21 protein-coding genes are annotated in these 24,626 nt (G+C 61.9%); 14 read left to right on the top strand and 7 right to left on the bottom strand.

The annotated features are described in order from the left end of the window. Positions 1–13: 13 nt before the first annotated feature. From HGP31_RS14210 to HGP31_RS14190, 5 genes are all read left to right on the top strand, one after another. On the top strand, positions 14–397 hold the full coding sequence (locus tag HGP31_RS14210) for a tautomerase family protein (protein WP_033042324.1): 384 nt from the start codon (positions 14–16) through the stop codon (positions 395–397). Between the two features lie 29 nt (positions 398–426). Beyond that, positions 427–1,023, top strand: a complete 597-nt coding sequence (locus tag HGP31_RS14205) for a TetR/AcrR family transcriptional regulator (protein WP_033042322.1) — start codon at positions 427–429, stop codon at positions 1,021–1,023. Positions 1,024–1,184: 161 nt separating this feature from the next. Then, a complete protein-coding gene (locus HGP31_RS14200) occupies positions 1,185–2,153 on the top strand; it encodes a 2-hydroxyacid dehydrogenase (protein ID WP_083348952.1) in 969 nt (322 codons plus the stop codon). Positions 2,154–2,296: 143 nt separating this feature from the next. Continuing rightward, positions 2,297–3,364 carry a phosphotransferase family protein gene (locus tag HGP31_RS14195; protein ID WP_020801249.1) on the top strand — a complete coding sequence of 356 codons (1,068 nt, stop codon included), beginning with the start codon at positions 2,297–2,299 and terminating at the stop codon, positions 3,362–3,364. A 115-nt stretch (positions 3,365–3,479) separates the two neighbouring features. After that, the gene (locus HGP31_RS14190) at positions 3,480–4,247 is read left to right on the top strand and encodes an SDR family oxidoreductase (RefSeq protein ID WP_007976320.1); all 768 of its coding nucleotides are present in this window, start codon (positions 3,480–3,482) and stop codon (positions 4,245–4,247) included. Between the two features lie 487 nt (positions 4,248–4,734). On the opposite strand, the gene HGP31_RS14185 is transcribed toward HGP31_RS14190, so the two are convergent. The 5 genes from HGP31_RS14185 to HGP31_RS14165 form a co-directional block, all read right to left on the bottom strand. Further along, positions 4,735–4,986 carry a DUF1652 domain-containing protein gene (locus HGP31_RS14185; protein WP_033045404.1) on the bottom strand — a complete coding sequence of 84 codons (252 nt, stop codon included), beginning with the start codon at positions 4,984–4,986 and terminating at the stop codon, positions 4,735–4,737. A 181-nt stretch (positions 4,987–5,167) separates the two neighbouring features. Next, positions 5,168–6,664, bottom strand: a complete 1,497-nt coding sequence (locus HGP31_RS14180; RefSeq protein WP_168757998.1) for a helix-turn-helix transcriptional regulator — start codon at positions 6,662–6,664, stop codon at positions 5,168–5,170. Between the two features lie 169 nt (positions 6,665–6,833). Further along, a complete protein-coding gene (locus HGP31_RS14175) occupies positions 6,834–7,727 on the bottom strand; it encodes a LysR family transcriptional regulator (protein ID WP_020801003.1) in 894 nt (297 codons plus the stop codon). 5 nt (positions 7,728–7,732) lie between these two features. After that, positions 7,733–9,937: a xanthine dehydrogenase family protein molybdopterin-binding subunit gene (locus HGP31_RS14170; protein WP_168757997.1), complete on the bottom strand. Its 2,205-nt coding sequence runs from the start codon at positions 9,935–9,937 to the stop codon at positions 7,733–7,735. Then, entirely contained in the window at positions 9,937–10,401 is a 465-nt protein-coding gene (locus HGP31_RS14165) for a (2Fe-2S)-binding protein (RefSeq protein WP_168757996.1), read from the bottom strand. Before HGP31_RS14165 ends, HGP31_RS14170 begins: the two co-directional genes overlap by 1 nt. A gap of 118 nt (positions 10,402–10,519) precedes the next feature. Between HGP31_RS14165 and HGP31_RS14160 the strand changes: the two genes are divergently transcribed. From HGP31_RS14160 to HGP31_RS14120, 9 genes are all read left to right on the top strand, one after another. Further along, positions 10,520–11,410 carry a LysR substrate-binding domain-containing protein gene (locus HGP31_RS14160; protein ID WP_168757995.1) on the top strand — a complete coding sequence of 297 codons (891 nt, stop codon included), beginning with the start codon at positions 10,520–10,522 and terminating at the stop codon, positions 11,408–11,410. Positions 11,411–11,731: 321 nt separating this feature from the next. Next, a complete protein-coding gene (locus HGP31_RS14155) occupies positions 11,732–12,661 on the top strand; it encodes an amidohydrolase family protein (protein ID WP_083348949.1) in 930 nt (309 codons plus the stop codon). A gap of 4 nt (positions 12,662–12,665) precedes the next feature. Continuing rightward, entirely contained in the window at positions 12,666–13,571 is a 906-nt protein-coding gene (locus HGP31_RS14150) for an amidohydrolase family protein (RefSeq protein ID WP_020800998.1), read from the top strand. Between the two features lie 132 nt (positions 13,572–13,703). Further along, positions 13,704–15,089 (top strand): UbiD family decarboxylase, encoded by a 1,386-nt coding sequence (locus tag HGP31_RS14145; protein WP_168757994.1) that lies wholly within the window; start codon positions 13,704–13,706, stop codon positions 15,087–15,089. Next, positions 15,086–15,715 (top strand): UbiX family flavin prenyltransferase, encoded by a 630-nt coding sequence (locus HGP31_RS14140; protein ID WP_020800996.1) that lies wholly within the window; start codon positions 15,086–15,088, stop codon positions 15,713–15,715. The genes HGP31_RS14145 and HGP31_RS14140 overlap by 4 nt, the downstream gene beginning before the upstream one ends. Positions 15,716–15,790: 75 nt before the next feature. Further along, positions 15,791–16,837, top strand: coding sequence for a CobW family GTP-binding protein (locus HGP31_RS14135; RefSeq protein WP_020800995.1), 1,047 nt, complete (start codon positions 15,791–15,793; stop codon positions 16,835–16,837). Positions 16,838–17,084: 247 nt separating this feature from the next. Beyond that, a complete protein-coding gene (locus tag HGP31_RS14130) occupies positions 17,085–18,446 on the top strand; it encodes a nucleobase:cation symporter-2 family protein (protein ID WP_168757993.1) in 1,362 nt (453 codons plus the stop codon). Positions 18,447–18,458: 12 nt separating this feature from the next. Next, on the top strand, positions 18,459–19,847 hold the full coding sequence (locus HGP31_RS14125) for an amidohydrolase family protein (RefSeq protein ID WP_168757992.1): 1,389 nt from the start codon (positions 18,459–18,461) through the stop codon (positions 19,845–19,847). Positions 19,848–19,978: 131 nt separating this feature from the next. Continuing rightward, the gene (locus HGP31_RS14120) at positions 19,979–21,124 is read left to right on the top strand and encodes an XdhC family protein (protein ID WP_168757991.1); all 1,146 of its coding nucleotides are present in this window, start codon (positions 19,979–19,981) and stop codon (positions 21,122–21,124) included. A gap of 54 nt (positions 21,125–21,178) precedes the next feature. Here HGP31_RS14120 and HGP31_RS14115 read toward each other — a convergent pair whose 3' ends face one another. Together HGP31_RS14115 and HGP31_RS14110 are read right to left on the bottom strand one after the other, a co-directional pair. Beyond that, complete coding sequence (locus HGP31_RS14115; protein ID WP_168757990.1) at positions 21,179–22,462, bottom strand: Zn-dependent hydrolase; 1,284 nt, start codon at positions 22,460–22,462, stop codon at positions 21,179–21,181. A 135-nt stretch (positions 22,463–22,597) separates the two neighbouring features. Next, positions 22,598–24,082, bottom strand: a complete 1,485-nt coding sequence (locus HGP31_RS14110) for an NCS1 family nucleobase:cation symporter-1 (RefSeq protein WP_168757989.1) — start codon at positions 24,080–24,082, stop codon at positions 22,598–22,600. Between the last annotated feature and the right edge of the window lie 544 nt (positions 24,083–24,626).

Here is a 24,626-nt window from a genome sequence, read left to right as displayed (position 1 = left end):
CTGGAGTCACCCCATGCCCCTGGTTCGCGTCGACCTCAAGAAACAGCAGGACCCCACCTACGCCAAACGTGTCGGACAACTGATCTACGCTGCCTTGCGCAGTGCGATTGGCGTGCCGGAAAACGATAACTTCCAGATTCTTGCCGAGCACGACGACCAGCATTTCATCTTCGATCCCCAGTACCTAGGCATCCAGCGCACCGACAACCTGGTGGTCATCCAGATCACCCTGAGCGAAGGCCGAACCCTGGAGCAGAAAAAACTGCTCTACAAAACCATCGTCGAAAGCCTCAATACGCAACTGGCCGTGCGCTTGGACGATGTTTTCATTAATCTGGTGGAAGTGAAGAAAGAGAACTGGTCGTTCGGCAATGGCATTGCCCAATACGCACTCTGATCGCCAACTTATTGACCTGTGAGCCGCCCATGCCCCGCGTTTCCCGCAAACAAGCCGACCTCAACCGTGAAATCATCGTCGATGCCGCCACACGGTTGTTTCGCGAACGCGGCCTGCACGGGATCAGCGTCGTCGACGTGATGGCGGCGGCGGGGCTGACCCATGGCGGCTTCTATGGTCACTTCCAGTCCAAGGAAGCGCTGGCCAGGGAGGCCAGCGAGCGGGCATTCAAAGAAGTGGGTACGCGATGGCGCGAACGAATCACCCAGGGCGACGACAAGGCGGCGGCGCGCCAGGCACTGATCAAGCCTTACCTGTCGGTCTACAGCCGCGATAACCCCGGTGAAAGCTGCCCGGTGGTGGCCTTTGCCGGCGACATGTGCCACGAGCACGCCGACAGCAGCCTGCGCGAGCCGTTCATGGCCGGCCTGAACCGACTGCTCGATGCCCTGGGCGAACTGATGGATTCGGACGATGCCGCCGAAAAGCGGCAGCAAGCGCTGGTGCAGTATTCACTGATGGTCGGCGCGCTGACACTGGCGCGGGCCACCCGGGGTGACGCCCTGTCGGAGGAAATCCTCGAGGCGGCCCAGAATTTTCTGACAGAGTCCCCTGCCCCGGACTGAATATTCGGCGTCATCAAAAATATTCGCTGCCTTAAAAAGATCGCAGGCTTCGCCAGCTCCTACACTGAGGAGCGACGCCAGTGAGATTGCCAAAAAGGTTCGCAACCAGCACTCTCGACCGACGTTCGCGCCCGACTGCCCGCTGCCCACAGGAGCAAAGCATGCCTGCAACCGTTCTGGTACTGGTTGAAACCATCAATGATTACTTGCCCATCCTCGAACATCAGGGCTTTCACCTGATCCTGGCGCCCACGCCTGCCGAGCGCGCCGAGGCCGTCACCCGACACAGCGGCCAGATCGACGCCGTCCTGACCCGGGGCCCTCTCGGTCTATACGCCGATGAAATCGCCGCCCTGCCCAACCTCAAGATCATCTGCGTGATTGGCGCGGGATACGAACAAGTCGACCTGCAAGCCGCCGCCGACCGGGGCATCACCGTCACCAATGGCGCCGGGGTCAACGCCTCTTCGGTGGCAGACCATGCCATGTCATTGCTGCTGTCGCTGGTGCGCGATATTCCCCGCTGCGATGCCGCGGTACGTCGGGGTGAATGGCCAAAAATCATGCGCCCTTCCCTGGCCGGCAAGCGCCTGGGCATTCTCGGCCTCGGCGCGGTCGGCATGGCCATCGCCAAACGTGCCGCCGCGGGCTTCGACATGACGGTGAGTTACCACAACCGCCAGCACCGCAGCGATGTGCCCTACAAGTTCTGCTCGACACCCACCGAACTGGCCCGTGCCTCGGACTTTTTGATCGCCGCCACCCCGGGAGGACTGGGCACCAAGCACCTGATCAATCGGCAGGTGCTCGAGGCCCTGGGGCCCAACGGATTTTTCGTCAACATCGCCCGCGCCAGCGTAGTGGTCACAGCCGACCTGATTACCGCGCTTGAGCAGCGGCGGATCGCCGGTGCTGCGCTGGATGTCTTCGATGCCGAGCCCAAGGTGCCGGATGCCCTCAAGGCCCTGGCGAACGTCATCCTCAGCCCGCATGTGGCCGGGCTTTCCCCCGAGGCCACCCAAGGCACCGTGGAACTGGTGGGGCGCAACCTCGTGGCGTATTTTTCCGGCCAGCCCGTGCTGACCCCCATCGAGTTGCCCAAGGGTGTGGTTACCCAAGCCGTCCAGTAAGGCAATTCAAACGGGTGTATCAAAAGCAATGATTGCCCGGCAACACGCTCACCTATAAGGGCTGTTCGAGGTTGTGGGTGCCGGGTGCGCGCATTAGATTAGCCAATAGTTTCAGGCCTCCAGAATAAGCAGAAGGGATAAGCATGACGCTTACTGACCAATCCACCCGCACCCGCGCCGGCGAAGAACTCGATGCCAGCCTGATCGATCCCTATCTCAAGGCCCACATTCCGGGATTGAGCGGCCTGCCACGGATCAGCCAGTTCCCGGGCGGTGCGTCCAACCTCACCTACTTGCTGGAGTACCCCGAACAGGAGTTCGTCCTGCGTCGCCCGCCCTTCGGTCACAAAGCCAAGTCCGCCCATGACATGGGGCGCGAATTCCGCATCCTCAATCAACTGCGCGACGGTTTTCCGTATTGCCCGAAGGCCTATGTGCACTGTACTGATGAAGCGGTGATCGGCGCCGAGTTCTATGTGATGGAGCGGGTCAACGGCATCATCCTGCGCTCCGAACTGCCGCCGGAACTGGGGCTGGACTCGGCAAAGACCGAAGCGCTGTGCAAGAGCTTCATCGACAAGTTCGTCGAACTGCACCGTGTCGACTACAACGCCTATGGCCTCGGCGACCTCGGCAAGCCCGAAGGCTACGTGGCGCGGCAGATCAAAGGCTGGAGCGATCGTTACGAGAAAGCCCTGACCCCCGATGCGCCGCAGTGGGAAGCCGTGAAAGCCTGGCTCAACGACAAGATGCCTGCCGATCATCCGACCTCCAGCATCGTGCACAACGACTACCGCTTCGACAACGTCATCCTCGACCCGAACAACCCGATGCAGATTATCGGCGTGCTCGACTGGGAACTGACCACCCTGGGCGACCCGTTGATGGACCTGGGCAACACCCTCGCCTACTGGATCGAAGCCGGGGATCCGGCGCCGGTACAGTTGATGCGCCGTCAGCCCAGCCACGCACCGGGCATGCTGACCCGTCGCGAATTCGTCGACTATTACGCCCAGCGTTCAGGCATCGAAATCGACAATTTCGACTTCTACTACACCTACGGCCTGTTCCGCCTGGCCGGTATCGTGCAGCAGATCTACTACCGCTTCTACCATGGCCAGACCCAGGACAAACGCTTCGCGCAGTTCATTCACATGAACAAACTCCTGGAGCAGATGAGCTTGCAGGTCATCCACAAATCCAGCCTCTGATACCACTCCCACTTGTAGGAGCCCGGCTTGCCGGCGAAGGCGGCCTCAGGTACGCCTTCGCCGGCAAGCCGGGCTCTTACAGAAGGCGATTTCGGCTCCATAAAAAGGAAAAATCATGTCCAAGACTCAGTTGTTCGACCTCGACGGCAAGATCGCATTCGTCTCCGGCGCCAGCCGCGGCATCGGTGAAGCCATCGCCAAACTGCTGGCCCAGCAAGGCGCCCACGTGATCGTCTCGAGCCGTAAACTCGAGGGCTGCCAACACGTGGCGGACGCGATCATCGCCGCCGGGGGCAAAGCCACCGCCATCGCCTGCCACATCGGCGAGATGGAACAGATCAGCCAGGTCTTCGCCGGCATCAAGGAACAGTTCGGGCGCCTGGACATCCTGGTCAACAACGCCGCGACCAATCCGCAATTCTGCAACGTGCTGGACACCGACCTCAGCGCCTTCCAGAAGACCGTCGACGTCAATATCCGCGGTTACTTCTTCATGTCAGTGGAAGCCGGCAAACTGATGCGCGAAAACGGCGGCGGCAGCATCATCAACGTCGCATCGATCAACGGCGTCTCTCCCGGGATCTTCCAGGGTATCTACTCGGTGACCAAGGCAGCCGTGATCAACATGACCAAGGTGTTTGCCAAGGAATGCGCGCAGTTTGGCATCCGCTGCAACGCCCTGCTGCCGGGCCTGACGGATACCAAGTTTGCGTCGGCGCTGGTGAAAAACGAGGCGATCTTGAACACTGCGCTGCAACAGATCCCGCTCAAGCGCGTGGCAGACCCAAGCGAGATGGCCGGCGCCGTGCTGTACCTGGCGAGCGACGCATCGAGCTACACCACGGGCGTTTCGCTGAACGTCGACGGTGGGTTCCTGTCCTGATCTGATACACCCCTATGTAGGAGCGAGCATGCTCGCGATGGACCTGAGAACGACACGGGGTGTCAGGTTCCCAGCGTTATCGTTAACGACCATCGCGAGCATGCTCGCTCCTACAGGGGGCTCACGTTTTTACTGGGTGACGCACCGCGTCACGGTTGTTTCGCGTTTTACCTCCCCTTCCGCCCGCATATCGCCCATTACCTGGGTACTATCCGAGGTCTGGCAGGTCGTTTCAGGCGGCGGTGGTGGTGCAGCAGGTGGAGGTGGCGCCGGACTGGAGCAGCCACCGATAATCACGGCACACAGTGCCACAGGAGCAAAAACGCGTTTCCCAAGACTTTTCATAGGCTGACCCGCGAAAAAGGATGTACACGTTTGTGTGACAACAGAACACCGCTGGAAAGTTCACGGTGCGGCTGCAGAAAAATCACTTTTGTACTTTCTTATCGCGTATTCACTCGTCCGGGCATGACAAACCTGGCAATTCCTACACTACCGGATCCGGGCGCTGCAGGCTGTTGCATTCCAGTTCATACCTCAATTCTTCGATAAGCGCCGCCACCGATTCGGGAGTCTGCAGCATCGTTACGTTCAATCCGCTGACGACCAGATCGACTTGTCCCGACACCGGGTGATAGAGCTTGATAGTCAAGGTATGATCGCCAGTGATATTGCACTCACAGGCCAGCGGCGAAAAGGTCTGTTCAAGCTGCGTGCGCAGCTGCGCTATGTAAATCATTGCGACAGCCCACCGCGGCCATCCAGTGCGTGGGTAATGCATTCGTCGAGCATGGCTGTTCCTTTTACGACCCAGGGAGGATGAATGATCGGTAAACGTCATTCGCCCGCTCTTAGCCTAAGGCTTGCCACCTACCTGTCAGAACCTGAGTTTGCACCCCCTCGATTAGTGCATTTGCACCTTACCCTTGAGTCTTTGGACGCCATGCACTGGAAAACAGTCCGCGTTCGCGCGCCCAGACAATCGCCTCGCTGCGGCTGTGCACGTCTAACTTGGAATACACGGTCGCAACGTGGTTGCGCACGGTATTCGTCGCCAGTTTCAGGCGCGCAGCGATTTCCTTGTCCGCCAGGCCTGCACAGATCAGTTCCAGCACGTCGCGCTCCCGAGCTGTCAGGTCGGTAAACGACACGCTGGGCAACTGCGGTGCGTTGACGTTCTTCACGTTGGCGAGTTTTTCGATCAGCGTGCGACTGAACCAGGAGGCATCTTTCATCACCTCTTCAATGGCCGCCACCAATTCCAGCTCGGTGCGTTTGCGCTCGGTGATGTCCATCAACACCAACAGGTAGCAAGGGCTACCCTGGATGTTCACGGTGTCGGCGGAAACGGCGCAATCGATCAGTTCGTTGTCTTTCCTGCGCACACGCACGTCAACGCGATCCAGCCTTGCGGTTTTCTCCAGGGTGGTAAAGAACCGCGTGCGTGCCCCTTTGTCATGGAAAACCTCGATCTCGGCGATGGTTTTACCGGACACCTCTTCGCTGGAGTACGCGAGGGTATCGAGGAACGCATCATTGACATCCATCACCACCTGGTCGCTGGCGCTGCACACCAAGGTTGGCACCGGCGTCAGGCGAAAGGCCTTGGCAAACCGCTCCTCGCTCTGGCGCAGGGCCACTTCGACCTTGCGCCGGGGCTCCATGTCGACGAAGGAAAACAGCATGCAGGCTTCGTCATGCAGCTCAAGGGGCTGCCCGGCGACGATCACCTGCTTGGTACCGCCTGCGGGCAACTGCAGTTCGGCCTGCATCTGGGGAATGGTGGTGCCGTCGCGCAAGCATTGTTTCACCAGATCCCTGTTTTCAGCCTGTGCCAGCACATCCAGCTCGTAGGTCGACGTGCCGATCACCTGGTCACGGGCGTAACCGGTCATCTCGAGGAAACCCGGATTGACCTTGATATAACGCAAATCGCTGAGACGGCAAATCACCGCGGGCGCCGGGTTGGCGGCAAAGGTTTTTTCGAAACGCTGCTCGGCGCTCGCCCAGTCGGTGACATCGTCCATGATCAATACCAGCGATTCCGGCTCGCCACGGTTGTCGGCCAGCACCAGGCTGCGCACGCGATGGACCCACATGGTCTCTTCATCCGCCGCTGGCGTCACCTCTACCAGCACATCGCTGAAGGTCTCGCCGCGAGCCACGCGGTTGATCGGATAGCTGTGCGCCGGGACCGGATGGTTATTGCGATACCGCAATGCGAAGCGCTTGGCATATTCCTTGGCATTGGCCCCCAGATCGCCGATGCGCTCGACGCCGTGCATCGCCAGCGCGGCGTCATTGGCCCAGAGAATGCACTGATCGGGGTCGAGCAGAATAACCCCGTCGGTCAGCCCTGCGATGATCTGCTGCAACTGGCGGCGATTGGTTTCGGTGGTCAGGACGTCCTGGCTCATTGCGACTCCACAAGTTGGGTGACTCTGTGAAGTCTCCGACCGCCTGTTTTTCGGATAGTGCAAAGAACCTGTGGGAGCGGGCTTGCTCGCGAAGGCGGTGTGTCATTCAACAGATTCAGGGACTGATCCACCGCCTTCGTGAGCAAGCCCGCTCCCACAAGGTTGTGCGTTAAGCCGGCCGGTCTTGCAGGACCAGCTCACGCAACGTATCGAGAAACAGCTTGAGTACCGGCGAATCGTCGTCCGCTCGGTAGGTAGCGTACAACGGCACCTCCGGCAACGCCGGGGTCAGGCGCCGGAACACCAGGCCTGCAGGCGCCAGCTGTTCGATGGAGGCCGGCAACAAGGCCACGCCGAAACCGGCGCGGACCAGGCTGAGCAAGGTTTGCACCTCGATCACCTGCTGGCGAATCTGCGGCGTGAAACCGGCCTGGATGCAGCACTGGTAGAGAAAATCGGCAAAACGCGATTGCTTGAGCTCCAGCGCCACGAACGGCTCGGGCGCCAGGTCCGCGGGTGCCAGAAGCTGTTTTGCGGCCAGCGGGTGATCGACCGGCATGACCACCCGGATCGGCTCGTAGATCAACAGTTCATTGCGCAACTGCGGATCGTCATAGCCGACCCGAAACACGCAGGCATCGATGCGTTTTTCCTTGAGCGCCTTGACCTGCGCCGCCGGCGTCATCTCATGCAGGCGCCAGCTCACCTGCGGATAACGTTCACGAAACAGGTGCAAGGCCCGAGGCAGCACACCGACCATTACCGAACTGATCATGCCGATTTCCAGCTCGCCCAACTGGCCGCGACCGGTTTGCCGTGTCAGGTCGAGCGCACGGTTGAGCTGTTCGAATACCAGCGGTGCCTGCTCCTTGAGCATTTGCCCGGCGGCGGTCAGCTCGACCCGGTGATGACTGCGCTCGAACAGCGGCGTCCCAAGTTCCTCCTCCAGCAGCCTAATCTGCTGGCTCAGCGGAGGCTGGCATATGTGCAAGCGGGTGGCGGCCCGGCCGAAATGCAGCTCTTCGGCCAGCGCCATGAAGTAGCGCAACAGACGCAAGTCCATGACAACTACCCCAGGTTCAAGGGGGTCGAGCGCTGGCGCACGCCGGTCAGGCTGAACAGGGCATTGGCGATGGCCGGGGCCACCGATGGGCTGCCCAGCTCGCCTACACCACCGGGCTTGCCCGGATCACCCTCGACCAGCAGGATGTCCAGCGCCGGCATGTCCGACATGCGCGTTACCCGGTAATCGTGGAAGTTGCTTTGCACCACCCTGCCTTGCCTGATGTCCAGGCGATCGAACAAGGCGTGCCCCAGGCCCCACATCAGGCCGCCGTAGATCTGTTCTTCGACGCCGCCAGGCGAAACGGCCAGACCGCAATCGACAACGCAGGTGAGCTTCTCGACCTTGACTACGCCATCCTGTTTCGACACCCGTGCAACCACCGCGATGAAACTGCTGTAGCCCTGGTTGGTGGCGATCCCCAACGCCGTCCCTTCAGGCAGGGGCTGGCCCCAACCGGCGCGCTCGGCAGCGCTTTTGAGCACCGCAACGTGCCGTGGCCGATCCTGCATGTTGGCCAGGCGCATGGCCAACGGGTCTTGCCCTGCGCCATGGGCCAGCTCATCCATGAAGCTCTCCACGGCGAACACGTTGGGGATGAAGCTCACCGAGCGATACCAGCCGCTGGGCACCCGGGTTTCGTGCCTGACCCATGCAAGGTCGAGGTTTGCCGGGCGATAGGCGAAATCCCACGCGGTGATGGCCTCGGTGGTGCTGTAGTCCATTTTATCGGGACGTTCGAAGTAGCCCGGTTCCCACTGCTCTGGCGAGGCGGGTGACACGGCCTCCAGCTGCAACGCCGTCAAGTGTCCCTGGGCGTCCAGCGCACCCTTGGCCCGATGGAGCGTGGCCGGGTGCATGAACAATGAACGCATTTCGTCTTCACGGCTGTTCATCAGTTTTACCGGCACCCTGGTTTGCTGCGCCAGGTACGCCACTTCGAACAACCAGTACTTGGCTTCGCGCGCGCCGAAACTGCCGCCGGACACCAACTCATGGATGGTGACCTTGTCCTGGACGATCTTGCACACCGTTTTCGCCGCTTCCAGGGCCGAGGAAGGCACCTGCACGCCGCCCCAATAGGTGATGGCGTTATCCTTGACCTGTGCGGTGATGCAAATCGGCTCGAGCGGATTCTGCACCTTGTAGGGCATGCGGTACTCGGCTTCGAACAGTTTCGCCGCGTTCGGCCATTGTCCGCTCACGTCCCCGGCAGCCATTGCACGGACCCGTTGTGCGCCCTCGTCTGCCAGCGCAGCTGCCTGGGCCTTGTGCAGCTCATCGCTGTCGAAACCGGCCAGCGGTGAGTCGCTCCATTGCACCTCGAGCAACGCGCGGCCCTGATGCGCGGCCCAGTAATGGTCCGCCAACACCGCCACGCCCTCGACGTTACCGCCGAGTACGTCGGGACGGCCCGGCACCTTGATCACCTTGCGCACGCCCGGCACCTGCAGCGCCGCCGTGCTGTCCACCGATACGACGCTCGCCCCGACCACGGGCGCGCGCTGAATCACCGCCACCAGCATGTCCGGCAGCACCACGTCGATACTGTAGGTGAAGCGCCCGCAGACCTTGGCCTGGGCGTCGCGCTTGTGCCGCAGCTTGCCGATGTACTTGAACTGCGCCGGGTCCTTGAGCGTGACCTTGGTCGGTGCCGGCAGATGCGCGGCAACCACGGCCAGTTCACCGTAACCAAGGCTGCGCTGGGTCGCCGCATGCACGACGCGCCCCTCCTCGGTGGTACAGGTGTCGGCGCTGACTTTCCACTGCCTGGAGGCGGCGGTGAGCAACAACGTGCGCGCCGTCGCCCCGGCCATGCGCAGGCGCTCGTACTCCAGCGACACGCTGGTACTGCCGCCGGTGGAGAAGACCTTCCAGATCGGGTGAATGTAGGTTTCGAAGAACGGATTTTCCGGCGAGATCACCTGCACAGACATCGGGTTGACGTCCAGCTCCTCGGCTACGCACGCGGCCAGCGCGGTGTGCGTGCCGGTGCCGGAATCGTGCTTGTGCACCACCAGTTTCACCGTGCCGTCGGGCAGGATGCGCACCCAGGCATTGGGTTCGAAGTCACTGGCCGGCGTCGGGGCCTTGGGGTCTGTCGCAGACAGGCCGCAGGGCAGGTAAAACGCGATGGCCAGGCCGCTGGCAGCGGTCGCGGTTTGCTTGAGAAACGTACGTCGCGAGAGATCCATCCGTGAAATCGACATCACGCCTCCTTCGGCGCGTTGGCCGCGCGTTTGATCGCCTTGTTGATCCGCCCGTAGGTGCCGCAGCGGCACAGGTTGCCGGACATGGCATTGCGGATCGAGTCGTCGCTCACTTCTGCACCGGTGCTGAGCAACGCGGCGGCGGACATGATCTGACCGGATTGACAGTAACCGCATTGCGGCACATCTTCGGCAACCCAGGCCAGTTGCAGCGGATGCTGCCCAGTGGGCGACAGGCCTTCGATGGTGGTGATCCGATGCCCCGCCACGGCGGCCACCGGCAATTGGCAGGACCGCACCGCGACACCGTCCAGATGCACAGTGCAGGCGCCGCACAGGCCCATGCCGCAACCGAACTTGGTGCCGGTGAGTTTCAAATGGTCGCGCAGCACCCATAACAAGGGCATGGAGGGGGACGTCTCTACCAGCTCGCGTCGTTCGCCGTTTACCGTGAATTCGATCATTGTCAGGCTCCAAGAGAGCGGCCCGTCTTTGTGCAGGCCTGGTGCTCGATTATTGGAAGCCTGGTGAAAATCGGGCCAGCGACGATTTCTGCCATCCTGTGTAAGTAGGACTAACAGCATGTACAAGCGATACCCGTCGGTGCAGTCCATGAGTGCCTTCATCCAGGCCGCCCGCAGCGGCAGTTTCTCCAGCGCCGCGCGCAAACTGGACCTGACCCACAGCGCCATCAGCCAGCAGATCCGTGCCCTGGAAGACTTCATCGGTCAGCCGCTGTTCGTGCGCGAAGGGGGTGGCAGCAACCTGACCGACGCCGGGCAGTTGTTTGCCAGCGTGTTGTCGGACGGCCTGGCGCAAATCGACCGGGCGCTGTCTTCGGTGAAGAACCGCAGTGTGGCGCAGAGGCTGACGATCGACGTAGACAGCGAACTGGCCCAGAGCTGGCTCAATCCGCGCTTGCCACAGTTGTTGGACCTGTTGCCCGAGCATGAGGTGGTGTTGTTGTCGATGCCGCGCTCGGACCGCAGCACGTTTGAACGCGTGGACCTGGCCCTGCGCTACGGCTATGGCGATTGGGACGACTGCGAGATGACGCAGATTTGCGGGGATCGGGTGATGGCGGTGGCGTCGCCCCGATTGCTTGAGCGGCACGGTTTGCAGTTACCGCTGAGCCCGGCGCAGATCCTCGAACTGCCGTTGCTGGGGTATACGCGACGGTCGTGGATTCCTTGGCTGGATGCGGCGGGAATGCCTCCCGTCGAGCCTGCGGCAAGGGTGGTGTTCGATAACGCGGCCAATCTGATTGCGGCGGCCGAGGCCGGTGTTGGCGCGGGACTGGTGCGCGGTTTGCTGGCGGCAGATGCGTTGCGTAGCGGTCGGCTGGTGATGTTGAACGAGGCGCAGATTGCGGCGCATTACAACCTGTATGCGGTGTGGCCGCCGGGCCAGGCCGAGCGAGTGGCGCCGGTGGTCGAGGCGGTCAAGCAGTTGGCTTTGCGTACACAACACTGACGCCTTCGCGAGCAGGCTCGCTCCCACAGTTGACTGCATTGGAATGCAGTTGAAGGTGGGAGCGAGCCTGCTCGCGAAGAGGCCGGAAAAGCCCACCACTCATGCTCCATATCGAACGCATATCAAACCCCTACCCAATTAATATTGTACGAACCTCTCCCCCCCTTCCAATACTCCTCCCCAAGCAGCCAGCGTCCCGAGCCGGATGCGACCAGGCGAGGGAATGCGTGAGTCTTTGCGCATAGAAATGGCCGATTGCCCGGACGTGGCTGCTAGCGAACCGCAAGGGTTCCTTTCCCCGCTATCAGGAGATCGACTTCAATGATCATCGATATCAGTTGCTATCCCACCGATCTGGTGGACCTCGCCTGGAGGCATGACGGTGACCCGTTCACCGGCGAGCGTCTGCTGCAGATGATGGATGGCCCGTACATGGTCAACGGCAAACCTCGCCGCATCGACAAAGCCTTCATCCAGCCCCCGCAGGGCAACACCATCTACACCTGGACCGACGGTGAACTCAGCGGGCGCGAATCCATCGACGCCTACATGGCCTACACGCTGAAAATGGTCCAGGCCTACCCGGATCGCTTCATCGGTTGCTTCGTCTACAACCCGCGCTGCGGCGTGGAAAACGGCGTCGAGGCCATCGAGCGCTACGTCAAGGAACACGGCTTCAAGATGGTCCAGATGCAGGCCAACATGCACGCCTACCGTCCTGACCGCGCCCTGGACTGGGTGCGCCCGGCCTTCGAGAAGTGCGCCGAACTGGGCATCCCGGTCAAGCTGCACACCGGCGATGGGCCGTACAGCATCCCGTCGGAATGGGTGCCGATGATCAAGGAGTTTCCCAACGTCGATTTCATCATGGCTCACTTCGGCGTGCAGACCGGCGGCGTCTACGTGTTCGAACCGATGCAATGGGCGATGGAGTTGCCCAACGTCTACTGCGAATCGGGTTGGTGCCTGCAATCGCGGATCGTCGAGTTCGCCAAGGTCTTGCCCACCCACAAGATTCTCTTCGGTACCGATACGCCGCCGAACGAACCGGGCATGTGGCTGCGCCTGCTGGAAGTGCTGTGCCATGAACCGCCGCAAGGCCTGAACCTCGACGAAGACACCCTTGAAGAGTACCTGGGCAACAACACCGCACGGATGATCGGCCTCGAACCCACGCCGCCACCCCGTTCCGTTTCCGAAGCAGAGGCGCAACTCAAGCGTCCCGTCACCACGCAACTGGCCAGGAGCTGAACCGATGATCATCGATACCCATCTGCACCCCACCAACCTGGTCGACGAGGCCTGGCGCCACACCGGCGAACCCTTCACCGGCGAGCGCATGCTCAAGCTGATGGACGGCCCGTACATGATCAACGGCAAGCCGCGCCGCATCGACATGGGTTTCATCCAGCCACCGCCGGGCAACACCGGTTACCGCGACGGCAACCGCCGTGGCCGTGAGGGTGTGCGGGACTACATGTCCTACGTCGCCGAACTGTGCGTGAAATACCCCGACCGTTTCATCGGCAATTTCAACTTCAACCCGCGCTGGGGGCCGGAAAACGGTGCGGCGGAGCTGGAGTTCCACATCAAGGAATACGGTTTCAAGATGCTCAAGCTGCACGCCAACATGCACGGTTATCGCCCCGACCGGGCGCTGGACTGGCTGCGTCCGGCAATGAAGGTGTGTGCCAAGTACAACATCGTGGTGCTGATCCACACGGGCGACGGCCCGTACACCATTCCAACCATGTTCTACCCGATCATCCGTGAGTTCCCGATGGTCAATTTCATCATCGGCCACTTCGGTATCCAGACCGGCGGCAACTACTCGTTCGAAGCGTTCTGGATGGCCATGGACACGCCGAACGTGTTCTGCGAATCGGGCTGGTGCTTCCAGTCACGGATTGTCGAGTTCGCCAAGGACCTGCCACGCAACAAGATCGTGTTCGGCACCGACTCGCCGCCGAACGAGCCGGGCATGTGGCTGCGCGAGCTTGAGGTGCTGTGCTCGCCCGCACCACAAGGCCTGGGCATCGACGAGGACCACCTTGAGGATTACCTGGGCAACAACATCGCCCGGTTGTGCGGCATCGAACCGACGCCGCCACCCAAGGACCTGGCCGAGGCGGACATTCGCCTGACCACGACGTACCCGTAGTACCCCATGTGGGAGCGAGCCTGCTCGCGAAAGCGGAGTGTCAGGCGGTACGGATGTCGCCTGACACGGCCTCTTCGCGAGCAGGCTCGCTCCCACAGGGACCTCGCTGTCCCTTTTTCACGAGGTGAAACCATGACCCTCTCGACGCTCGGCGATACCCAGGATTTTCATGTTTTTCTAGACGCCTATCGCCGGCAATACCCGGACGATGTGCTGACGGTCCGGCAATCCCTTTCAGCCGACCAGGACGTCACCGCCCTGGTCGATGCCCTGGCCAACCAGGGCCACGACCCGCTGCTGATCTGCGAAAAAGTCGGCACCTTCGGCGTGCCAGTGGCCACCAACCTGTTTGCCTCCCGTACCCGTATCGCACGAATGTTCGGCGTTGCCCCGGCGCAACTGCACGAGACGTTCCAGCAACGCGCCAACAACCCCATCGCCCCGCGCTACGTGGAAAGCGGCCCGGTGCTGGACGAGATCTACGAAGGCGAAGCCGTGGACCTGGCGCTGTTGCCGATGCTCAAGCATTTCGCCAGTGATCGCGGCCCCTACATCACCAACGCGATCATCATTGCCGAGGACCCGGTCAGCGGCATCGCCAACATGAGCTACCACCGCTCGATGCGCCACGCCCGGCAAACCCTCGCCACCAGCCTGCACTCACGGGGTCACCTGTGGCGCATGCTGCAAACCGCCCGCGAGCGTGGCGAAGAATTGCGCGTGGCCATGGTGGTCGGCGCGCACCCTTTGTTCATGCTCGCGGCGGCCGCACGCTTGCCGTTCGGCAGCGATGAGCGCGCCGTGGCGGGCGGATTGTTCGGCGCGCCGCTGGAGCTGGTGAAGACCCCGCGCTACGGGATCGGCGTCCCGGCCTGCGCGGAGTTTGTCCTCGAAGGCGCGATCGATCCAACGGCCTATGCCGAAGAAGGTCCGTTCGGTGAATTCAGCGGCTACTCCTCGGATCGCTCGACCAACAATGTACTGCGGGTCGATACCCTGATGCGGCGCAAGGACGCCTGGCTGGTGGACGTGGTCGGCGGTCGCTACGCCGAACACCTGACCCTGGCGCGACTGCCCCGGGAAGCGGAGATGAGCGAAAAGCTCAAGGCACGCTTCCCCGCCGTCACCGCCGTGCACTACCCGAATTCGGGTACCCATTTTCATTGCTACGTCGCGCTGGAGCAAAGCCGCGACGGCGAAGCGCGACAGATCATGCTGGCCCTGCTCGGCTGGGACCCGTACCTGAAGACCGTGATCGCGGTGGACAGCGACATCGATATCAGCGACGACAGTCAAGTGCTGTGGGCGCTGGCCACGCACTTCCAGCCGCACCAGGACATCTTCGTCATCGATGGCTTGCCTGGCAGCCCGCTGGACCCGTCATCGTCCGTCAACGGCACTACCTCGCGCATGGGCCTGGACGCTACACGCGGCTCAGGCTTCGACGGGATCAAGGCGCAACTTGAACGGGATTCGGTCGACCGCGCCCGCCAACTGCTCGCAGGCCTGCAATCATGAACCGCCAGCGCATGGTGGTCGGCATCAGCGGTGCGTCGGGTTTTATCTACGGCGTACGCCTGCTGCAATTGCTCGCCGAACTGGACATTGAAAGCCACCTGGTCATCAGCCGCGCCGCGCTGCTGACCATGGCCCACGAAACCGATTACAAACTGGCCGACGTCACGGCGCTGGCCAGCCATTACCACCGCGCCGATGACGTAGCGGCCGGGATCGCCAGCGGTTCGTTCCGCTGCCTGGGCATGGTGGTCGCGCCCTGTTCCATGCGCACCCTGGCGGAAATCGCCACCGGCACCTCTTCAGGACTGATCGGCCGGGCCGCCGACGTCACGCTCAAGGAACGCCGCACGCTGGTGCTGATGGCCCGGGAAACCCCGCTGACCCTCGCCCACCTGCGCAACATGACGGCTGTCACGGAGATGGGCGGAATCATCGCGCCGCCCGTTCCGGCCTTCTACGCCCGCCCGCAAGACCTGGCACAGATGGTCGACCACAGCCTCGGTCGCGTCCTCGACCTGTTCGGCCTCGATGCCGGCACGGCAACGCGCTGGCGAGAACCCACAACCCCCTGTGGGAGCGAGCCTGCTCGCGAAAGGGGTGAATCAGCCGCCAACTTCGCTGATTGACACGCCGCATTCGCGAGCAGGCTCGCTCCCACAGTTGATAGCACTCAGACCCTTCAGTTATTCAAGGAGCCTCACATGAACACCCCCTTCAACGCCCCAACCCCCAACACCAAAATCCCGGTGACCATCCTCACCGGCTTCCTCGGCGCCGGCAAAACCACCCTGCTCAACTACATCCTCAAGGAGAACCACGGCCGCAAGATCGCCGTGATCGAGAACGAGTTCGGTGAGGTCGGCATCGACGGCGACCTGGTGCTCAGTTCCGAAACCGAAGAAATCTACGAGATGGTCAACGGCTGCGTGTGCTGCACCGCCGAGGTTCGCGAAGACCTGGTGCGCATCGTCCGTGAACTGGTAGCGCGCCCGGTGCGCCTCGATCACATCCTGATCGAGACCAGCGGCCTGGCCGATCCCTACCCGGTGGCCCAGAGCTTTTTCATCAATGACCCGATCGCCGATGAGGTGGAACTCGACGCCATTGTCACGATGGTCGATGCCAGGCACATCGCCCAGCACCTGGAAGACCTGCAACTCGATGGTGTGGACAACCAGGCCGTGGACCAGATCGTCTGTGCCGACCGCATCGTGATCAACAAGGTCGATCTGGTCAGCGAGGATGAAGTGGCATCCCTGAGCGGCAAGATTCGGGGCCTCAATGCTACGGCGGACCTGATGACCTCCAGCTACGCCGAAATCGACCTGTCGAAAATCCTTGGCATCGGCGCCTTCGAGTCCACGCAGAAACTCATGGAAATCGGTGCCGAGCACGATGACCACGCCGATGACCATCACCACGATCATGACGATCTCGACCATGACCATGATCCGAGCGTGTCGTCGGTGGGCATCACCGTGGACGGGGCGGTCAACCTGGGCGACTTCCATCGCTGGATCACACAGTTGCGCAACGAGCAGGCCGACAACCTGTATCGCATGAAGGGCGTACTGGCGGTGGCTGATCAGGACCAACGCTACGTGCTGCAAGGGGTGCACAGCCTCGTCGAGTTCCGTGCCTCCACCGCATGGGGCGCCGAACCGCGCTCCAGCAAGATTGTGTTCATCGGCCGCGACCTGGACCGCGCGGCCCTGAACCAGGGCTTTGCCGCCTGCCTGGCAGGCTGAAAAAAGGCATCGGAGCCGGTGGATGGCGGTTCCGGGCACATGAATGACTGGTGCCCATTTTTCAGAACGACCCAAACCCTGTAGGAGCTGGCTTGCCAGCGATGACGGCTTAACAGTCACCCGATTTGTCGACTGACAATCCGCTATCGCTGGCAAGCCAGCTCCTACAAGGAATTAGGTGCCGTTGAACGGACATCAGAACGAATACCCCTCTGTACCGAATAACAACAGCTAGAGGTGATTCCCCATGTCGTCAGCCAATACCCCCGCAACACCCACCATCCACCCCGTCGACCGGGTTCTGCCGGTGCGGCAAATGCTCACCCTCGGCCTGCAACACATGGCCGTCTCGTACATCGGCGCCATCGCCGTGCCGTTGATTGTCGCCAGCGCCCTGAAAATGTCCCAGGCCGACACGGTGGTGCTGATCAGCACCACGCTGTTCTGCTCGGGCATCGCCACCCTGCTGCAAACCGTCGGTTTCTGGAAATTCGGCGTGCGCCTGCCAATTCTCCAAGGCGTGGCGTTCAGCAGCGTCGGGCCGGTGATCGCCATCGGCACCAACCCGGATGTCGGGTTCGCCGGGGTCTGCGGAGCGGTGATCGGCGCGGGGATTTTCACCATGCTGATCGCACCGTTCGTGGGTCGACTACGGCGCTTTTTTCCACCGGTGGTCACCGGTTGCATCGTCACCGTAATCGGCCTTCAGCTGTTTCCGATCGCCTATGAGTGGGTTGGCGGCGGACGGCATGCCACCGACTTCGGGGCGCCGGCGTACCTGGCCGTCGCGGCGGTGGTGTTGCTCAGCATCCTGCTGGTCAACCGGTACGGCAGCCCGATGCTGCGCAACATGGCGGTGCTGGTGGGCATGCTGGTGGGCGCGGCGCTGGCTTACGGGCTGGGCATGGGCAGTTTTCACAGCGTGCAGGACTCGCCGTGGCTCACCGTTCCCTACCCGTTCTACTTCGGCCTGCCGACCTTCAGCCTGATCCCCATCGCCACCATGGTGGTGGTGATGATCGTGCAGATGGTCGAATCGATGGGGCTGTTCGTGGCCATCGGCGACATCGTCGATAAACCGGTGGAAGAAAAACAGGTGATCAACGGCCTGCGCGCTAACGGCCTGGCGAGCACCATCGCCGGGATGTTCGCGGCGTTCCCATTCATTGCCTTCATGGAAAACGTCGGGCTGGTGATCCTCACCGGTGTGCGCAGTCGCTGGGTGGTCGCCATCAGCGGCCTGCTGATGTGCTCGGTGGCGCTGGTGCCCAAGGCCGGGGCGATCATCGCCTCGATGCCGACTGCGGCGCTGGGCGGTGCCGGGATCGCCATGTTCGGCGTGGTCGCGGCAGCAGGGATCCAGACCCTGGCCAAGGTCGACTACGAGCGTAATCGCTACAACGTGCTGATCGTCGGCTTCACCCTCGCCGCCGCCCTGGTGCCGGTGCTGGCCCCGGCCCTGTTCAAGCAATTGCCCGAGTGGTCGCAGCCTTTCCTGCACAGCAGCGTGGTGATCGCCTGCCTGGTGTCGGTGTTGCTCAACGCCACCCTCAACGGCGTCAGCGTGCCCGATGCCGCCGCCAGCAAATCCGCCACCCACAGCCTCTGACTGGAGCCGACCATGACTCAACTGCAAAACATCCTGATCAAGAACCCGCAGGCAGTAATGACCGGCCTGCGTGGCCCGCGCGCCCGGGCCGGCGCCGTGGACATCCGCGTCGTCAACGGGCGCATCGCCGAAATGGCCGCAGGCCTTCAAGTGCAACCCGGCGAACGGCTGATCGATGCGCGCCACGCGGTGGTGTATCCGGGCTGGATCAACACCCACCACCACCTGTTCCAGAACCTGCTCAAGGCCGTGCCCGAAGGATTGAACCAGGACCTGCAAGGCTGGCTGGCCAGTGTGCCTTACCCGCGTCTGAACCGCTTCACGCCGCAACTGGCGCGGATCGCCGCACAACTGGGCATGGCCGAACTGCTGCTGTCGGGCGTGACGACCTGCGCCGATCACCATTACCTCTACCATGCCAACGGCACCACCGAGACCGGTGACCTGCTGTTCGATATGGCCGATCAGTTCGGCCTGCGTTTCGTTTTGTGCCGGGGCGGCGCGCTGGAGTCGGCCAGCGCCCATCCGGGGTTCTCTAAAACCGCGCTGCAACCGGAAACCCTCGACCAGATGGTCGGTGACATCGAACGACTGAAATCCCGCTATCACCAGGACACCCCGGACGCTATGCGCCGTGTAGTGGTCGCGCCGACCACCCCGACTTTTTCGTTGCCGCCGACACTGCTGCGTGAACTGGCCCATACCGCGCGCGGCCTCGGTTTGCGCCTGCACACGCACTTGTCTGAAACGCAGAACTACGTGAATTTCTGCCGTGAAAAATACAACTGCCTGCCGGTGGAATTCGTCGCCGAACACGAGTGGCTCGGCCCGGACGTGTGGTTCGCCCATGCGGTGCACATGCAGCCCGGTGAAATCCGCATGCTCGCGCAAACCGGCACCGGCATTTCCCATTGCCCGGTGAGCAATGCACGCCTCGGTAGCGGCGTCGCGCCGGTGCCGCAGATGTTCGAGGCCGGGGTGCCGATTTCCCTCGGGGTGGATGGCGTGGCCTCCAACGAATCCGGCAGCATGGTCGGCGAAGCGAACACCGCGTGGCTGATTCACCGGGCGCAGCAAGGCGCCTCGGCCACCACCGTCGAAGATGTCATTCACTGGGGCACGTCCGGGGGCGCGCAGGTGCTGGGGCTGGGGGCGGTCGGCACCCTGGAAATCGGCCAGGCGGCGGACCTGGTGGTCTACGGTCTTGACCATCCGCGGTTCTTCGGTTTACACGACAGCGCCGTCGCGCCGGTGGTGGCGGGTGAGCCGATCGCAGTGAAGTACAGCCTGGTCGGTGGTCGGGTGGTGGTCGATAACGGCGTGATTCCGGGGCTGGATGTGCAGCGGATGCGGGCCGAGGCGTGGGATGGGGTCCGGCAGTTGATGAACATCGACGACTGATCCACCACCCCGCATTCCTGTAGGAGCTGCCGCAGGCTGCGATCTTTTGATCTAGATCTTAAAGCAAAGTCAAAAGATCGCAGCCTGCGGCAGCTCCTACAGGGTCTCCTTCGTATTCAGGAACTGATTCCATGTCCGGCCTCAATGATCTTCTACAAGCCATCGACACCGCCGCCCGCCAGGGCGAAGAAACCATCCTCGCCACCGTGGTCAAGGTTGAAGGCTCGGCCTACCGCCGTCCCGGTGCGCGGATGCTCATCCCCATACACGGCCGCACCGTTGGCACCGTCAGCGGCGGCTGCCTGGAGCAGGACCTGGCGAAAAAAGCCTGGTGGCTCACCGATTCCGGTGAACCGGTAGTACGTCGCTACAGCACGGGCGCCACCGAGGACGAGGACGACGAGCAAAGCGCCCTGACCTTTGGCCTGGGTTGCAACGGCACGGTATTCGTCATGCTCGAACGCCTGCGGGCAAAGTCACCTGCCCCGGCCATCGATCTGCTGCGACGGGTGCGCGACAGTCAACAACCTGCCGCCATGGCCACGGTGATTGCAAGCTCTCGCGATGCATCTGCCAGAGTCGGTGACCGTTTGTTGTCGAATACCGAAGGCAGCCTGCGCAACCTGCAACTGAACAGTGCTATGCGCCGTGGTCTGCACAAGACCCTGATGCAGAAGAAGTCCTCGATACGCCTCTACAGCAACGCCCGTGGTGAAGTCGAAGTATTTTTCGAGTACATCGCCCCGCCGCCTCGCCTGGTGATTATCGGTGCCGGCCACGACGCACAGCCGCTGGTGCGCATGGCCAAGTTGCTGGACTGGCACGTCAGCGTCGTAGACAGTCGCAGCCACTTCGCCCGCGCCGAACGTTTCCCGCAAGCCGACGCCGTTATCCTCGCCAGCCTCGACAACCCGTTCGACCTGGCCCCGCTGATCGACGGCGCCGCCGTCGCGGTAATGACCCACAGCTACCGCCAGGACCGCCATTGGCTCGGGCTGGCGCTGCAAGCCGCGCCCGCCTACATCGGCCAACTCGGTCCCAGAGAGCGCACCGAACGCCTGCTGGCGCAAATTGGCACGAGCACGTCTGCACTGCACTACCCGATGGGCCTCGACCTGGGTGGCGATGCGCCGCAGAGCGTGGCGCTGGCAATACTCGCCGAAATGACGGCGGTGATGAACCAGCGCCAGGGCGGGATGCTCAGGAATCGCGGGAAACCGATTCATCGGGTGGATCTTGTGGTCAGTGAAAAGCTTGAAAATACGGCAACCGTTTGAAGATCAAACAATCGCAGCCTGCAGGGACTGCCGCAGGCTGCGATCTATTGCATTTCAGGCAGCCGGAGCTGCCTTTGCCACCGCCGCCGAAGCCGCCAGCATTGCCCGCAACAGCACCGCACACCCGGCCGCCAGGTCATCCGGGGCGGCATTTTCGATTTCGTTGTGGCTGATGCCGCCTTCGCACGGCACGAAGATCATCCCGGCCGGACCCAGCTCGGCAAGGAAGATCGCGTCGTGTCCGGCGCCGCTGACGATGTCCATGTGCGACAGGCCCAGCCCTTGCGCCGCGTTACGTACCGCTTCGACGCAGCCCTTGTCGAAGTACAGCGGCGGGAAGTCGGCGGTGGGTGTCAGTTCATAGGTCAGGCCATGTTCTTCGCAGGTGGTCTCGATGACTTCGCGCACTTCAGCGATCATCGAGTCCAGTCGCGACGGCTCCAGGTGACGGAAGTCCAGGGTCATGCGCACCTCGCCCGGAATGACGTTGCGCGAGCCGGGGTAGGCTTGCAGGCAACCGACAGTGCCACAGGCATGGGGCTGATGACCGAGGGCCGCGCGGTTGACCGCACCGACGATCACTGCCGCGCCGACCAGGGCGTCCTTGCGCAGGTGCATCGGCGTTGGGCCGGCGTGGGCCTCGACGCCACGCAGTTTCAGGTCGAACCATTTCTGTCCGAGGGCGCCCATGACCACGCCGATGGTTTTGCGTTCGTCTTCGAGAATCGGACCTTGTTCGATGTGCGCCTCGAAATAGGCGCCCACCGCGTGGCCGCTAACCGCGCGTGACCCGGCATAGCCGATAGCGTTGAGCGCTTCGTCCACCGTCACGCCCTCGGCGTCAACCTTGGCCAGGGTCTCTTCCAGGGTGAATTTCTCGGCGAATACGCCGGAACCCATCATGCATGGGGCGAAACGCGAGCCTTCTTCGTTGGTCCACACCACCACTTCGAGCGGCGCTTCGGTCTCGATGCCCAGGTCATTGAGGGTACGCAGCACTTCCACGCCGGCGAGCACGCCGAAGCAACCATCGAACTTGCCCCCCGTGGGCTGGGTGTCGATGTGACTGCCGGTCATGACCGGTGGCAGGTCCGGGTTGCGCCCCGGGCGACGGGCGAAAATATTGCCGACGGCGTCGATACTGACGGTGCAACCGGCGTCCTCGCACCACCTCACGAACGTATCGCGGGCCTGGCGGTCGAGATCGGTCAGGGCCAGGCGACAGACACCGCCCTTGACCGTGGCGCCGAGCTTGGCCAGTTCCATGAGCGACTGCCACAGACGGTCGCGGTTGATGTGCTGATGGGTCGATTGCAGAACGTCTACGGCTGCGTTCATGGGGATCTCCTGAGGCTGTTTGGATCTGATAGTTCCCACGCTCCGCGTGGGAATTCATCCATGGACGCTCTGCGTCCAGGCTTGGGACGCAGAGCGTCCCGGGCTGCATTCCCACGCAGAGCGCGGGAACGATCATTACAGGGTTGACTTGGCAACCACGGGGCTCGGGCGCATCGCGCATAGCCCGTAATAAATCACCCCCCCCAGGGCCGAGCCGGTAAACCAGCCATAGCTGTAGAACCAGCTGAAGGCATCACTGCCGAGCGACAGCAGCGTCAACACCACCGGCACCCCGAAGGCGATGAAACCGTTCCAGTTCCACGCCGGATACACGTCGTCGCGGTACAGCCCGGCCAAATCCAGTTGCTGTTTCTTGATCAGGAAATAGTCCACCACCATGATCCCGGCAATCGGCCCCAGCAAGCTGGAGTAGCCGAGCAGCCAGTTGGAATAGACCGTTTCCAGGCTCAGGTCGGAAACGATCAGGCCGAGCTTTTTCAGCAGTTCATGGGCCATCAGCGCCAGCCCGACCAGCCCCGTGAGCATCACCGCCTTGGTCCGGTTGATCGCCTTGGGGGCGATGTTCTGGAAATCGTTGGTGGGCGACACGATGTTGGCTGCGGTGTTGGTCGACAGCGTCGCGATGATGATCAGCGCCATGGCCAGCGCCACCCACACCGGGCTCTGGATATGGCCGATCAGGGTCACCGGGTCGGACACCGTCACACCCACCAGCTTCACCGAGGCGGCGGTCATCACCACGCCCAGGGAGGCAAACAGGAACATGGTCAGTGGCAGGCCAATGAGCTGCCCGACAATCTGGTCTTTCTGGCTTTTCGCGTAGCGGCTGAAGTCAGGTATGTTCAGCGACAACGTGGCCCAGAACCCGACCATCGCGGTCAACCCCGCCGCAAAGTAACTGGCCACCCCCGCGCCTTCGGGACGCTTGGCCGGGATCGCCAGCAGCTCGGACATCGATACATTGGGCATGGCCCACACCAACAACCCCACCCCCACCAGTACCAGCAGTGGTGCCGAGAGGGTTTCCAGCCATTTGATCGACTCGGCGCCGCGAATCACCACCCACAGGTTCAGCGCCCAGAACACCATGAAGCCGATGACCTCGCCGGTGCCGCCCAGGGATTTCCAGCCCTCGAACACCGAGCCCAGGAACAGATGGATTGCCAGGCCACCGAACATCGTCTGGATGCCGAACCAGCCACACGCCACCAGGGCGCGGATCAGACACGGGATGTTGGAGCCGAAGATGCCGAAGGACGAACGCAGCAACACCGGAAACGGGATGCCGTATTTGGTGCCGGGAAACGCGTTGAGCGTCAGCGGGATCAATACGATGATGTTGGCGAACAGAATCGCCAGCAGCGCTTCACCGACGCTCAGGCCGAAGTACGCCGTTAGCACTCCGCCCAGGGTATAGGTGGGCACGCATATCGCCATGCCCACCCACAATGCCGTGATGTGCCATTTGTTCCAGGTTCGTTCGTGCACCTTGGTCGGTGCTATGTCGTGGTTGTAACGGGGACTGTCGAGGACATCGCTACCGGCTTCCAGCTCGAACAAGCCGTCGCGCTCGTTCACTTGCGATCTGATCTGTTGCATGGCCGCTCCACTGATCTTTGAATTATTTTTGCTCATCAGGGGCTGGCGGCTTCAATAAACGTGCCGGTTGCCCCGCTTGCGCATCGGGCAGTTCCATAAACACTCTGTAAACAACTGATGTTTATCAATTTTACTGGATCAACCAGGTAACCCTCGGTGACTTGTCATGCCACTGGAAACGATCTGCGCCAAGTTGTCCGAACAGTCAGGACTCAATCTGGTGCATCGATATTTTTCTCACGGTCGCGCATCAACCATAGACCATCCTCAAACGGCTGATTTCACATAAGAAATCTTGACCATATTTAGATCCTGTCAAGTGCGTCAAAATGGTGAGCGACCTCACCATTTTGGTGAAAACAGTGTTTTATCGTTATTTATCAGTTGGTTAAAACAGTAATAAGCTTATAAAAAATATTCTTGCTCATTCCCATAACTCAGACTAGCTTTTAATCCTGACAGCGCTGACAGGAATAGTCCGGTTAACGCTGGCGTCATACAAAACATCTAGAACCGGCATCAGTCGGTCATGCCTGCGAGGAAC

The sequence above is a fragment of the Pseudomonas umsongensis genome (assembly GCF_012647205.1).
Lineage (GTDB): Bacteria > Pseudomonadota > Gammaproteobacteria > Pseudomonadales > Pseudomonadaceae > Aquipseudomonas > Aquipseudomonas umsongensis.
The sequence above is the reverse complement of the archived record's forward strand: the minus strand, read 5'-3'. Positions and strand labels throughout refer to the sequence as shown.

Excerpts from the sequence above, each read along its gene's own strand:
- HGP31_RS14210 (WP_033042324.1), top strand. The coding sequence starts at position 14 with ATGCCCCTGGTTCGCGTCGACCTCAAGAAACAGCAGGACCCCACCTAC.
- HGP31_RS14205 (WP_033042322.1), top strand. The coding sequence starts at position 427 with ATGCCCCGCGTTTCCCGCAAACAAGCCGACCTCAACCGTGAAATCATC.
- HGP31_RS14200 (WP_083348952.1), top strand. The coding sequence starts at position 1,185 with ATGCCTGCAACCGTTCTGGTACTGGTTGAAACCATCAATGATTACTTG.
- HGP31_RS14195 (WP_020801249.1), top strand. The coding sequence starts at position 2,297 with ATGACGCTTACTGACCAATCCACCCGCACCCGCGCCGGCGAAGAACTC.
- HGP31_RS14190 (WP_007976320.1), top strand. The coding sequence starts at position 3,480 with ATGTCCAAGACTCAGTTGTTCGACCTCGACGGCAAGATCGCATTCGTC.
- HGP31_RS14185 (WP_033045404.1), bottom strand. The coding sequence starts at position 4,986 with ATGATTTACATAGCGCAGCTGCGCACGCAGCTTGAACAGACCTTTTCG.
- HGP31_RS14180 (WP_168757998.1), bottom strand. The coding sequence starts at position 6,664 with ATGAGCCAGGACGTCCTGACCACCGAAACCAATCGCCGCCAGTTGCAG.
- HGP31_RS14175 (WP_020801003.1), bottom strand. The coding sequence starts at position 7,727 with ATGGACTTGCGTCTGTTGCGCTACTTCATGGCGCTGGCCGAAGAGCTG.
- HGP31_RS14170 (WP_168757997.1), bottom strand. The coding sequence starts at position 9,937 with ATGTCGATTTCACGGATGGATCTCTCGCGACGTACGTTTCTCAAGCAA.
- HGP31_RS14165 (WP_168757996.1), bottom strand. The coding sequence starts at position 10,401 with ATGATCGAATTCACGGTAAACGGCGAACGACGCGAGCTGGTAGAGACG.
- HGP31_RS14160 (WP_168757995.1), top strand. The coding sequence starts at position 10,520 with ATGTACAAGCGATACCCGTCGGTGCAGTCCATGAGTGCCTTCATCCAG.
- HGP31_RS14155 (WP_083348949.1), top strand. The coding sequence starts at position 11,732 with ATGATCATCGATATCAGTTGCTATCCCACCGATCTGGTGGACCTCGCC.
- HGP31_RS14150 (WP_020800998.1), top strand. The coding sequence starts at position 12,666 with ATGATCATCGATACCCATCTGCACCCCACCAACCTGGTCGACGAGGCC.
- HGP31_RS14145 (WP_168757994.1), top strand. The coding sequence starts at position 13,704 with ATGACCCTCTCGACGCTCGGCGATACCCAGGATTTTCATGTTTTTCTA.
- HGP31_RS14140 (WP_020800996.1), top strand. The coding sequence starts at position 15,086 with ATGAACCGCCAGCGCATGGTGGTCGGCATCAGCGGTGCGTCGGGTTTT.
- HGP31_RS14135 (WP_020800995.1), top strand. The coding sequence starts at position 15,791 with ATGAACACCCCCTTCAACGCCCCAACCCCCAACACCAAAATCCCGGTG.
- HGP31_RS14130 (WP_168757993.1), top strand. The coding sequence starts at position 17,085 with ATGTCGTCAGCCAATACCCCCGCAACACCCACCATCCACCCCGTCGAC.
- HGP31_RS14125 (WP_168757992.1), top strand. The coding sequence starts at position 18,459 with ATGACTCAACTGCAAAACATCCTGATCAAGAACCCGCAGGCAGTAATG.
- HGP31_RS14120 (WP_168757991.1), top strand. The coding sequence starts at position 19,979 with ATGTCCGGCCTCAATGATCTTCTACAAGCCATCGACACCGCCGCCCGC.
- HGP31_RS14115 (WP_168757990.1), bottom strand. The coding sequence starts at position 22,462 with ATGAACGCAGCCGTAGACGTTCTGCAATCGACCCATCAGCACATCAAC.
- HGP31_RS14110 (WP_168757989.1), bottom strand. The coding sequence starts at position 24,082 with ATGCAACAGATCAGATCGCAAGTGAACGAGCGCGACGGCTTGTTCGAG.